Genomic DNA, 12337 nt, shown 5'->3' on the forward strand with positions numbered 1-12337 from the left:
TTAACAATTTACTCTTTAATGATTCAATTCCTCTTCATCCTGTTGAAGTGGTATATTTTGAGGGACAAAATCCTGACCCGGGATGACATATTCCCCATTATCCTGAGTTTTGCTGTAATCATATGCCCATCTATGTACCTCTGGAATCTTACCTTCCCAGTTTCCGTGGAAGTGCTCAATTGGTGCCGTCCATTCCAGTGTATTAGATTTCCATGGGTTCTGTTCAGTAGGTTTCCCATAAAAAATACTACTGATGAAATTATATAAGAAGACTAATTGAGCCAGACCGGCTATCAGTGCAAAAACAGTAATAAGAATATTTACATCTGTTAGTTCATCGAACATAGGGAAGGCCGTATTTTCATAATAACGCCTTGGGACCCCTGCCATTCCAACAAAATGCATGGGAAAGAATACCCCATATGCACAGATTGCAGTAATCCAAAAGTGTACATAGCCCAAATTCTTATTCATCATTCTTTTGAACATTTTAGGGAACCAGTGATATACTCCGGCAAATAATCCATACAAGGCTGAAATACCCATTACCAGGTGAAAGTGAGCTACAACAAAATACGTGTCGTGAACATTGATATCCAATGTGCTATCCCCAAGGATAATACCGGTCAATCCTCCGGAAATGAAGGTTGACACCAATCCTATTGAGAAAAGCATCCCAGGATTTAATTGCAAATTTCCCTTCCATAAGGTGGTTATATAATTAAATGCTTTAACCGCAGATGGGATAGCTATTAAGAGGGTTGTGAAGGTAAATACGGAGCCAAGGAATGGGTTCATTCCCGAAATAAACATATGATGACCCCATACAATAGTAGATAAAAACGCAATTGCCAAAATTGATGCCACCATTGCCCTATAACCAAATATTGGTTTACGCGCATTTGTAGACATAACTTCAGAGGTAATACCAAGAGCAGGTAATATCACTATGTATACTTCTGGGTGCCCAAGAAACCAAAACAAGTGCTCAAATAATACCGGGGAGCCTCCTTGATAATGCAAGACTTCACCCTGAATAAAAATATCGGATAAAAAGAAAGATGTTCCAAAACTTCTGTCCATTATCAAAAGTAAAGCAGCGGATAGTAACACGGGGAAAGATACTACACCAATTACCGCGGTTACGAAAAACGCCCAAATGGTTAAAGGAAGCCTTGTCATAGACATCCCCTTGGTTCTTAGATTGATTACCGTGACAATGTAGTTCAATGATCCTAATAAAGAAGACGCTATAAAGATTGCCATAGAGACTAACCAAAGTGTCATTCCCATCCCCGATCCAGGCTGTGCCATTGGCAGTGCACTAAGCGGCGGGTAGATAGTCCATCCTGCAGCTGCAGGCCCGGCTTCCACAAAAAGTGAAATAATCATGACTACACTGGATACAAAGAACATCCAATACGATAACATATTCAGGAAACCGGAGGCCATATCCCTTGCACCAATTTGCAGAGGTATTAGAAGATTACTAAAAGTACCACTTAAACCGGCTGTTAGGACAAAGAATACCATTATAGTGCCGTGAATGGTAACCAATGCAAGGTACATATCTGCATCCAAAACTCCACCGGGTGCCCAACCTCCTAATAATGCCTCGAAAATAGGAAATGATTCTCCAGGCCAGGCTAATTGCATTCTGAATAAAAGAGACATAGCAATGCCAATAAAACCCATGATCAAACCAGTAATAAGATACTGTTTTGAAATCATCTTATGATCCTGACTAAAGATATACTTTGTTACAAATGTCTCTTTATGATGATGTACATGATCATCTGCGTGATCATCAATATGGGCATGTGCAGTAACAGACATAATCGAATTTTTTTTATATTAATTTTCTCTTTGTATAGCTCTATTTATTGCATTGATGCCATAGTCTGACTAAATGTCTGCTGACTATCTATCCATGCATTATAATCTTCTTCGCTTTCTACAATTATCTTCATCTGCATATTGTAGTGAGATTTACCACAAATTTTATTACACAGCAGGATATAATCAAATTCCCATGGATCGGAGTTGTCCTCTCCATTAGCTGCTCGTTCTGCTCTAATTTCGTTTGTTCTTTTTACTTTATCTACTACATCCGGATTCATCCTCATCTCGGCAGTAGTTATGGTTGGTGTAAAAGAAAACTCCGTGGTCATTCCAGGTACGCAATTCATCTGAGCTCTAAAATGAGGCATATAGGCGGAGTGCAATACATCCTGAGAGCGCATTTTGAAATTTACTTTTCTACCAACAGGCAGATGTAATTCTTTCACGATTACGTCATCAGAGGCATTAGGATCAGATTCATCCAATCCTAAAACATTTGCCTTATCAATATCAATCATTCTAACATTGGCACCTCCTAATACATTGTCAGTCCCACCATATCTTGCAGTCCAATTGAATTGTTGTGCATAGAGTTCCACGATTAGTGGGTCATCCTCGTCATTGATATCCATTATGTTGGTCCAGGTATATAAACCCCACAAGATTAATCCGGCTAATACAATCACCGGTATTATCGTCCATATGAATTCTAACCTGTCATTATCTGCAAAGAACAAGGCCTTTTTCCCTTTTTCCCCGCGATATTTATATCCAAAATAATGTAATAAAGCCTGAGTAAGGGTTTGTACAAAAAAGATAATAATAAATGAAACAAGCAACAGGTAATCATAATCCCCTCCATGTGCTGAAGCTGCTTCAGGCAATAAGACTTTGGTATATTTATAAAAACTAAATATGGTTATCCCATAAATAAATATCAAAAAAGCGAACAACAAGTAACCATTATACTTATTATCCTTATCGGTCGCCACTTGTGAATCTACAGTCTTTAGCTTGGACAATTCAAAGATTTTGGTCATTTGCCAAATTGCAATTGCCACTAGTACTAAAACAATTAAGATCAATAATGTAGTCATCGTATGTATTGAAATTATACTTTAAAATTACTAATAATGAAAATGCCTGCTTTCCTCTATAAAAGGATTACGGCTAGGTTGCAAGGGAGCATGGGTCAATGCTCGGAACACCCAGAAAATAAAAGCTCCTGCGAAAAAGAGGATAGCGCCCAATTCCGGAATCCCAATATACCATTGGTCGCCCACCGTACCAGGCATTATCATATTGAATATATCTAAATAATGCCCTGCAAGTAACACGATACCCGTCATAATTACAAACCAATTCACTCTTTTGTAATCACTGTTCATTAGCAGTAACAATGGAAAAACAAAATTCATTACTACCATACCAAAAAATGGCAGATTATAGTCTTCAATCCTCGTAACAAAATAGGTAACTTCTTCAGGAATATTTGCATACCATATTAACATAAACTGACTAATCCAGAGGTAGGCCCAGAATATACTAAAACCAAACATGAATTTAGCTAAATCATGAATATGACTGTCATTAACATCAGGTAAATATCCTTTTGATTTGAGATAGATGGTTACCATAGCAATTACAGTTATGCCGGAAACTATCATGCTCGCAAAAAGATACCAGCCAAATAAGGTACTGAACCAATGAGGATCAACACTCATAATCCAATCCCAGGACATCATGGATTCTGTTATCAGATAAAATACCAGGAAAGCGGCAGAGAATCTGAAGTTCTTTTTAAAATTGGAATTATCATCAGAATTATCCTGTGCAATAGAAAGCTTTCGCGATATTTCACGATAACCAATCCATCCTCCAAGGAAGATTGCGGCTCTTATGAGAAAGAAAGTAGGGTTAAGATACCCAGACTTATTTTGCAGCAAGTTATCATGAGCTACAACGTCAGCATCCATCCAAGTAAACATATGATTAAAGTGCAATACAGAAAGTACCAGAATAACAAATACGATTATTCCTCCCGGAACAAGGTAGGCCGTAATTCCTTCCATTACCCTGAATAACATAGGTGACCAGCCAGCTTGTGAAGCCCTTTGAATACCATAAAAAGCGAGAACCCCTAAGGCGATCATAAAGAAAAAGAAAGCTGCCACATATAAGGCAGACCAAGGTCTGTTTTGTAATTGATGCAGCAAGTGCTCATCATGAGCATCACTGTGATCAGCCGCCTCTCCATGATCGGAGGCTATTGCATGGGATGCTTCCTCCCCGTGTGAATCTCCGTGACCGTCATCATGAGCGGCTACCATAGCTTTGGCTTCGTCTACAGTTCCAGGTGCGGATACAAAACCAATGCCAATTCCCAATACCCCAACGGCCATGAGAATAAAAGAAGCTATTTTTAATCTGTTTGAAAACGTGTACATATTAAAGGTCTATGTATTATTTTGTTAAGTCTTGTTTTAATTGCATTACATACTCAGATACCTGCCAACGTTCTTCATAATCAAGTTGTCCTGCATAGGATCCCATGGAATTTAACCCGTAATAAATAGTATGATAGGTGCTTCCAACAGTAATATTCCTTGCTGCATCTTCATAACTGGGTACACCTAGTATTTTTTCTCTTTTCACAAGAGTTCCCTGTCCTTTACCCTGGTTACCATGGCAAATGCCACAATATATAGTATAAAGTTCCTTGCCTTTTGTAAGGTTAGCTTCCATTTGCAAAGAATCCAACGGACTTTTTTGCAATCTTGCCATTTCCTTGCTCTCCAGATCATTGCCAAACTCATAAGGCAACCATCCTCTATGAATAGTATTTTCCGGAGGGGTCATAGCTTCAGATCCATTAGGTAGAAAATCAACAGGCTGATAAGTCTCATAGCCTATTGGTTCATACATATTTGGCATATATTGATAATTCGGATTATTACTATCTGCACAAGCAGCAACAAATCCAATTACTGCCAGAATCATTACTATTTTTATAAAACGCTTCATTCTCTAATGACTGTTTTTAATAATGTTCAACTCTACTGCTCCCGTATCTAACAACAAATCTTTTAATTCGGACTCGTTATTATGTACTTCAATTTCCATGATAAAATGTGCGTCTGTTGTTCTCACATCAGGGTTCTCAGCCTTTTTAAATGGCCACAACCTAGCTCGTAAATAAAATGTGATCACCATTAAATGTGCCGCAAAAAAGACCGTTAATTCAAACATAATTGGTACAAAGGCAGGCATATTTTCTATATAGCTAAAGCTGGGTTTGCCCCCAATATCCATTGGCCAATCGTCAATCATTATGAATTTCATCATAACAATAGAAACAATTAATCCCAAGCAGCCATACATAAAGGATGTAATTGCTATTCTGGTTGGGGCTAAGCCCATTGCTTTGTCCAAACCATGTACGGGAAACGGACAATAGACCTCCTCGATATGATGTCTTTCAGCTTTAACCTTTTTAACGGCGTGCATCAATACATCATCATCATCATAGTATGCGTGGATAACAGTAGCTGCCATAATTATTTATCGTTGTTTAAAAACATTCTTGCTTGCCCTGCCCAATCATCTCTCTGAGCTCGGCCAGGGAATGCGTCGGTAAGAGAATCAAGCAAATCGTATTCTTTTTGGGTCATTTTACTCACTTGTAAAAAGCTGAAAATTCCCAATTTGTTGAGGGTCTTTTCCATTAAAGGACCAATCCCTTTTACTTTTTTAAGATCGTCCGGATCCTGAGTGCCTGAATCAAAACTACCTAGTGAACTAAGTAAGCTATCTTCCTGATTTGATTCTGAAGAGACTGAAGTTTCCTGATTATTGTTAACAATGGTTTCTCTTACAATTCCATTTTTCCTAATTGTATATAATGGTTTCCCTGCATCACGAAGCGCCTTATAACGGGCTCCTGACGATTTTAATATTGATTTTACCTCAGCCTGTGCAATTACCGGGAAGGTTCTTGAATATAACAAAAAGAGTACAAAGAAGAAACCAATGGTACCAATGAATATTCCAATGTCCACAAAAGTTGGTGAGAACATCGTCCATGATGACGGCAAATAATCGCGGTGTAATGAAGTAACAATGATCACAAATCTTTCAAACCACATACCTACATTTACTACGATGGAAATAATAAATGAAATTATTATGCTGGTTCTAATTTTCTTAAACCACATAATCTGCGGTGATAAAACATTGCAGCTCATCATTAAAAGATAGGCCCACCAATACGGTCCTGTTGCTCTGTTTAGAAAAGCATATTGTTCATATTCCACTCCTGAATACCAGGCAATAAAAAGTTCTGTAATATACGCACATCCAACTATAGAGCCGGTAATCATAATTACTATATTCATCAATTCAATATGCTGAACAGTAATATAATCCTCAAGGTGACTTACTTTCCTCATAATAATTAACAGGGTTTGAACCATTGCAAACCCAGAGAAAATAGCCCCTGCAACAAAGTAAGGAGGGAATATGGTAGTGTGCCATCCCGGAATCACAGAAGTTGCAAAATCCATAGATACTATGGTATGTACAGAAAGTACAAGTGGTGTTGCCAAACCAGCAAGGACAAGGGAAACTTCTTCAAAACGTTGCCAGTCCTTAGCACGACCGGTCCACCCAAAACTTACCAGACCGTAAATTTTCTTCTGGAAAGGTTTTACGGCCCTGTCGCGGATCATACCGAAATCAGGCAGTAATCCTGTCCACCAAAAAACCAATGAAACAGATAAGTAAGTTGATATTGCAAAAACATCCCATAACAAGGGGGAATTAAAATTAACCCATAGTGAACCAAATTGGTTAGGAATAGGTACCACCCAATATGCCAACCATGGTCTACCCATATGTATTACCGGAAATAGTGCTGCCTGGATTACAGAAAATATGGTCATGGCCTCCGCAGATCGGTTAATTGCCATTCTCCACTTTTGTCGGAATAGTAACAGCACTGCAGAAATTAGAGTTCCCGCATGTCCTATTCCAACCCACCAAACAAAGTTGGTAATATCCCAGGCCCAGTTTACTGTTTTATTGAGTCCCCAGACTCCAACACCTGTAGAAATTGTGTAAATTATAGCACCTATACCCCAAAGGAGTGCTACCAATGCAATGGAAAAAGCAATCCACCATTGTCTGTTAGCCCGTCCTTCAACCGGAGCTGCAATATCTACCGATACATCATGGTAGCCTTTGTCCCCAAGAACTAAGGGTTTACGTATTGGTGCTTCGTAATGCGACGCCATATAGTTTTATTATAGTTGTATTCTTCCTTAATTGATTATGCTTCATTTGTGTTTCTCACTTTAACCTGATAAAACACATTTGGTCTGGTTCCCACACTCTCTAATAAGTGGTACATCCTGTCATTTTTCTTCAATTCTGTAACCTGGCTTTCCTCGTCATTTGAATCGCCAAACACTATTGCTCCATTGCTACAGGCATTTGAACAGGCGGTCTGAAACTCACCATCTACAATTTCTCTTCCTTCACGTTTGGCATCAAGAATTGTCTTTTGGGTCATCTGGATACAAAGAGAACACTTCTCTATTACCCCTCTGGAACGCACGGTAACATCTGGATTAATAACCATTTTACCAAGATCATTGTTGAAATGGTAATCAAACTCATCATTATTATTCAACAAGAACCAGTTAAACCTCCTTACTTTATAAGGACAGTTATTGGCACAGTATCTGGTGCCCACACATCGGTTATACGCCATATGATTTTGACCCTGACGACTATGTGAAGTTGCTGCAACCGGACAAACGGTCTCGCAAGGTGCATGGTTACAATGCTGACACATTACAGGCTGAAATGCAACCTGCGGATTAACCGCAGCAATCTCCATTTCTTCAAAGCCTGACTTTGTCTCTGAAGCTCCTGAAAATTCATCTTTTTTGGTATTGTCCTGGTCAAAAGTATCTTCTGAGGAATAATATCTGTCTATTCGCAACCAATGCATATCCCTTGATTTGCGAACCTCTTCTTTACCAACAACAGGCACATTATTCTCAGCGTGACAGGCAATAACGCAGGCACCACAACCTGTACAGGCGTTCAAATCTATTGACATATTAAAATGATGTCCTATAGACCTGTCAAAACTATCCCAAAGATCAACCGTAGTAGCAGGAACTTCCTGATGGTTCAAGGATACCTGAGGTACATGATTCCATTCCGAATGATCTTTTGTATTAAATATCTCTAAGGTCGTCTCCTTTATGATATCACCTCTGCCCATAAGGGTGTTGTGGAGCTGAATACATGCAAACTCATGCATTCCTGTTGCCTTTTCGAGAGTAACATTTTGAATACTATTAAAACCCTGATATAACGCAAATGCATTAACACCGGTCTGCATTTCAGTTTTCATACCTACTTGCCTGCCAAAACCAAATGACAGGCCCACTGTACCAGCCGCCTGACCTGGTTGAATTATAGCCGGAACATTTTCAAGTGAGATACCGTTAACCGTAAGTTTGGCATAACTTCCGTTCAGACCTCCATTCGCTACATTTTCATTTATCAGGCCTAATGAGGAGGCATCTGCTTTGGATACAGTAACGTAATTATCCCATGAGACCCTGGTGATGGGGTCTGGAAATTCCTGTAACCAAGGATTATTAGCCTGCTGACCGTCACCCATTCCAATTTTTGGATAAAGAACAAGTTCCATTCCATCGGCAGATGAATTGGCCAGTGAACTTACCGCGGAAGAAATTGGTGCTATTGCTGTATTAGCTTCGGCTTGTTGATCCATTTCCTGACCAACAGAGCTTTCATTTGTGGTAGAAGTTTCTCCTTCCGTATTTGATTCCATTACAAAAACACCATCATGAAGTGCTTTATTCCAGGAAGCATCCCCAAGGATGCCCGAATTCCATGTCTCTTTTATATAGTCGTAATAATTTAATTCACTACCCATCCATTGAAGGAGTGACTGCTGAAATTGCCTGGTATCAAAAAGTTCTTTTATGGTAGGCTGTATAAGACTGTAGTGTCCTTTCACTAATTCGGCATCTCCCCAGGATTCCAAAAAGTGATTAGATGCTGCGGTAAATTCTGTAATTTCTGTGGTTTCATTCCAATTTGTAGAAAAAGTAACCGATAAATCTACTTTTGAAACCCCTTCAGCAAACTCAGAAGCGTTAGGTAGTGTATACATAGGATTAACACCATCCATAATCAAAGTTCCTACTTTTCCGGAATTCATATCCTGAATGAGTTTATTAACAGCCTGGCTATTTCCCTGTCTGATATATCTTGGCATCCTTGGGTTAAAAGCATTACTGCTTAGCATCTCATTTATTGACAAAGCAACTGCCTGGGCGTTTACATCATCCAATCCTGTTACTACAACCGCTTTATTTCCTGCTTTCTTTATTTCAGCAGCAACATCGTCAACGGCTTTGCTGATATTATCGCTAAGATCAACATTAACTGAACTATTATTTAGCTTACCAAATAAACTCGCCAGCGCCTTTTTCTGTTCTGATGGTTTTATTGCAATTCGCTTATCTGCATTTGCCCCAGTAAGAGACATATTGGATTCAAACTGAATGTGTCTGGACATTTTTCCATTTTGGGGAATACGTCCTTTAGAATAGCCACTGTCATAACCTCCACCTTGCCAATCAGCCAGGAAATCTGCGCCAAAAGAAACAATGATTTCGGCTTTTTCAAAATCATATGTCGGCAATGCCCTTTCTCCAAATTTAGAGTCAAAAGCAGACAAAGCAGCATCTTCGCTTATAGCATCATAAGCAATGTGATTTACGTTCCCGTAAACATCCTTAAACTCACTTATCAATTTTGACGTAGACGGACTTGCATAAGTCTGAGTGAGCAATACTATTTGCTTCTCTGATTCTTTTAATCCTTCTAACTTATTTTTTACTGAAGCATCTAATGAAGTCCACTCTGCAGGTTCTCCATTGGCTAATGGACCTTGCAATCTCGTACTGTCATATAAAGAAAGAACAGACGCTTGTATTCTGGCATTGCCATTGCCATTTGTTTTTGCAGCCTTATTATTTTCCACTTTAATTGGTCTGCCTTCCCGTGTTTTTATCAAAATACTGGCAAAATCATAGCCATTAGCTATAGTGGTTGCGTAATAATTAGCGATGCCTGGAATTATTTGCTCAGGCTTAATAACATAGGGTATGGACTTTCTTACCGGACCTTCACAAGCTGCTAAAGATGCTGCAGCAGTACTAAACCCCACATATTTAAGAAAATCTCGTCTATTTGTTGTACTGGCAGACAAATTCTCCTTATCTCCCAGAAATTCATCAACTGGTATTTCTTCCGGAAATTCGTTTTGTCTTAGCGTCTCCACGATGGAATCGTTGGGATTTAACTCCGCTTCGCTTTTCCAATACTTTTTTGATGCCATACTATTTATCTGTAATTAGATGCTTATTTATTTCTAATAGTGACACTTGCCACATTCCAAACCACCCATTTGAGCAGCGGTAAGATTTTCAACGCCATATTTTTTGGATAACTCTTCATGTATTTTAGCATAATAAGCGTTATCCTCTACCTTAACATTTGTTTCTCTATGGCAATTAATACACCAACCCATTGTCAATGTAGAATATTGATACATGATCTCCATTTCCTCCACAGGACCATGACATGTTTGACATTCAATACCTGCAACGGAAACGTGTTGAGAGTGATTGAAGTAAGCCAAATCCGGAAGATTATGAATCCTTACCCATTCAACCGGCTGACTTTCACCTGTATATTTTTGATTCTCCTCATCCCAACCGACAGCCTTATACAACTTCTTAATTTCACCTGTATAGAATTCATTTGTATACCCGTTAGCCAAATCTTCAGGACTTGGACCTTCAGGGTTCCCTTTATATTCATAAATAGATTTATGACAATTCATGCAGACATTTAAAGAGGGAATTCCAGAATGTTTAGATACCCTAGCGGATGAATGGCAATATTTACACTCAATTTTGTTATCTCCCGCATGCACCTTATGTGAATAATGGATGGGTTGAATTGGTGCGTAACCCTGGTCAATACCCACTTGCATCATCCAACCATAAGCGAAGTATGCACTCGCCAATAACAGGAAAATAGAAGATACGAGCACCAGGAATTGGTTATGGGCAAATGCCTTCCACAATGGAGTTCGTTTAACAGCTTTATCCTTTTCAATTGCAACGCCGTTAGCCTCGGCTATGCGTTGCAAAGTATTATTGACTAAAAACAGCATCATCACCAGCAAGGCAAAAACCAGCACAAGGGCTCCCAAAATAATTTCATTGGTAATCCCGGAAGAATCACTCCCTCCCTCGCCCGCGGTAGTTGCGGTAGCAGCTGCAACCGGTGCTGGAGGTGGAGCAGCTGTATAAGCCAAAATATTATCAATGTCGGCATTGGAAAGCGTAGGAAAAGCAGTCATCGCAGCCTGATTGTATTCAGCATACACTTTGTTTCCATAAGCATCCCCGGAACTAATCATCCCGGCACTATTCTTAATCCATGCATATAACCATTCCTTATCTAATCCTTCATCTTCGGCAAGTCTGCTTTCAACATTAGCTAATGCCGGCCCAGTCATTTTTCGATTTAACGCATGACAAGCTGCACAATTCTGATTAAATAATTGTTTCCCTTTTGCAATATCACCAGAGCCTGAATCACCAGCCTCAGCGGCAACTTCAGTATCGGATGCAGTGCTTTGATCCGGGCTTTCTTCCTGGGCAAAAAGAGAATAGGATAGGAGTAGATAAACTACAAGAGTGCACGTGAAAAGTTTAGAAATCTGATGGCGGTACAAAACCTTTTTCATATTTAAAATATTTCTATCTTAATTCTGGCACGATAATTACTACAAGTATAAGACAAAAAGGTAATTTATCGCCGCTCAAATTGCGACAAAAATAAGACTTTGACTTTATTTGAGAAATGTTAAGGGTTTTATAATTTATAATTTATATTAATTCTAAATAAGTATAAAATCTTTTGTTTAATGTTCAATAAATTACTTTTGCATATTATGTTTGACATCTATAAAGTTAACATTATGAAAACAATTATTTTTTCAGTAATACTTCTTGGGAGCATTAGTTACGGGGTGGCACAAAACGGTGAAATTAATATTGAACAAGACGCCAACATCACCCGCCTGCTTGAAGTATATAAGATAAGTAATTCAAAATCCAATTTCTATACAATTCAGGTTGGGTTTGGCTCATATACCAAAGCAGAAGAACTTAAACAGAAGGTAGACATTGATTTTCCTGACTTAAAAGCGAAAATTATTTTTGATTCCCCTACTTACAGAGTTCAGATTGGTCAGTTTAGATCTAAGTTGGATGCGGAACGTAAATTTAAAGAGGTTCGGATAAAATATCCTGAATCACTTTTATTAAAACCAGAAAAAACGACCAAATAGGTCGTTTTTTGTTTTATT

Annotated in this window: 9 protein-coding genes; 1 reads left to right on the plus strand and 8 read right to left on the minus strand. The window is 38.8% G+C overall.

Going from position 1 to position 12337, the window contains the following annotated elements:
• Positions 1-15: 15 nt before the first annotated feature.
• Genes ABJH90_RS05690 through ABJH90_RS05725 form a run of 8 tightly spaced genes read right to left on the minus strand, consistent with a single transcriptional unit; the run spans position 16 to position 11713 of the window.
• On the minus strand, positions 16-1836 hold the full coding sequence (locus ABJH90_RS05690; RefSeq protein ID WP_348137408.1) for a cbb3-type cytochrome c oxidase subunit I: 1821 nt from the start codon (positions 1834-1836) through the stop codon (positions 16-18).
• 44 nt (positions 1837-1880) lie between these two features.
• Positions 1881-2939 (minus strand): cytochrome c oxidase subunit II, encoded by a 1059-nt coding sequence (locus ABJH90_RS05695; RefSeq protein WP_348137410.1) that lies wholly within the window; start codon positions 2937-2939, stop codon positions 1881-1883.
• Positions 2940-2969: 30 nt separating this feature from the next.
• The gene (locus ABJH90_RS05700) at positions 2970-4289 is read right to left on the minus strand and encodes a quinol:cytochrome C oxidoreductase (RefSeq protein WP_348137412.1); all 1320 of its coding nucleotides are present in this window, start codon (positions 4287-4289) and stop codon (positions 2970-2972) included.
• 16 nt (positions 4290-4305) lie between these two features.
• Positions 4306-4866, minus strand: a complete 561-nt coding sequence (locus tag ABJH90_RS05705) for a cytochrome c (protein WP_348137414.1) — start codon at positions 4864-4866, stop codon at positions 4306-4308.
• A 3-nt stretch (positions 4867-4869) separates the two neighbouring features.
• Positions 4870-5397 (minus strand): DUF3341 domain-containing protein, encoded by a 528-nt coding sequence (locus ABJH90_RS05710; protein WP_348137416.1) that lies wholly within the window; start codon positions 5395-5397, stop codon positions 4870-4872.
• A gap of 2 nt (positions 5398-5399) precedes the next feature.
• Entirely contained in the window at positions 5400-7133 is a 1734-nt protein-coding gene (gene nrfD / locus ABJH90_RS05715) for an NrfD/PsrC family molybdoenzyme membrane anchor subunit (protein WP_348137418.1), read from the minus strand.
• A gap of 35 nt (positions 7134-7168) precedes the next feature.
• Positions 7169-10291, minus strand: coding sequence for a TAT-variant-translocated molybdopterin oxidoreductase (locus ABJH90_RS05720; RefSeq protein ID WP_348137420.1), 3123 nt, complete (start codon positions 10289-10291; stop codon positions 7169-7171).
• A gap of 33 nt (positions 10292-10324) precedes the next feature.
• Positions 10325-11713 (minus strand): cytochrome c3 family protein, encoded by a 1389-nt coding sequence (locus tag ABJH90_RS05725; protein WP_348137422.1) that lies wholly within the window; start codon positions 11711-11713, stop codon positions 10325-10327.
• A gap of 234 nt (positions 11714-11947) precedes the next feature.
• Between ABJH90_RS05725 and ABJH90_RS05730 the strand changes: the two genes are divergently transcribed.
• Complete coding sequence (locus ABJH90_RS05730) at positions 11948-12319, plus strand: SPOR domain-containing protein (protein WP_348137424.1); 372 nt, start codon at positions 11948-11950, stop codon at positions 12317-12319.
• Positions 12320-12337: the final 18 nt, after the last annotated feature.

Origin of the sequence: Eudoraea sp., assembly GCF_039969275.1 — a bacterium.
Lineage (GTDB): Bacteria > Bacteroidota > Bacteroidia > Flavobacteriales > Flavobacteriaceae > Eudoraea.

Excerpts from the sequence above, each read along its gene's own strand:
- ABJH90_RS05690 (WP_348137408.1), bottom strand. The coding sequence starts at position 1,836 with ATGTCTGTTACTGCACATGCCCATATTGATGATCACGCAGATGATCAT.
- ABJH90_RS05695 (WP_348137410.1), bottom strand. The coding sequence starts at position 2,939 with ATGACTACATTATTGATCTTAATTGTTTTAGTACTAGTGGCAATTGCA.
- ABJH90_RS05700 (WP_348137412.1), bottom strand. The coding sequence starts at position 4,289 with ATGTACACGTTTTCAAACAGATTAAAAATAGCTTCTTTTATTCTCATG.
- ABJH90_RS05705 (WP_348137414.1), bottom strand. The coding sequence starts at position 4,866 with ATGAAGCGTTTTATAAAAATAGTAATGATTCTGGCAGTAATTGGATTT.
- ABJH90_RS05710 (WP_348137416.1), bottom strand. The coding sequence starts at position 5,397 with ATGGCAGCTACTGTTATCCACGCATACTATGATGATGATGATGTATTG.
- nrfD (WP_348137418.1), bottom strand. The coding sequence starts at position 7,133 with ATGGCGTCGCATTACGAAGCACCAATACGTAAACCCTTAGTTCTTGGG.
- ABJH90_RS05720 (WP_348137420.1), bottom strand. The coding sequence starts at position 10,291 with ATGGCATCAAAAAAGTATTGGAAAAGCGAAGCGGAGTTAAATCCCAAC.
- ABJH90_RS05725 (WP_348137422.1), bottom strand. The coding sequence starts at position 11,713 with ATGAAAAAGGTTTTGTACCGCCATCAGATTTCTAAACTTTTCACGTGC.
- ABJH90_RS05730 (WP_348137424.1), top strand. The coding sequence starts at position 11,948 with ATGAAAACAATTATTTTTTCAGTAATACTTCTTGGGAGCATTAGTTAC.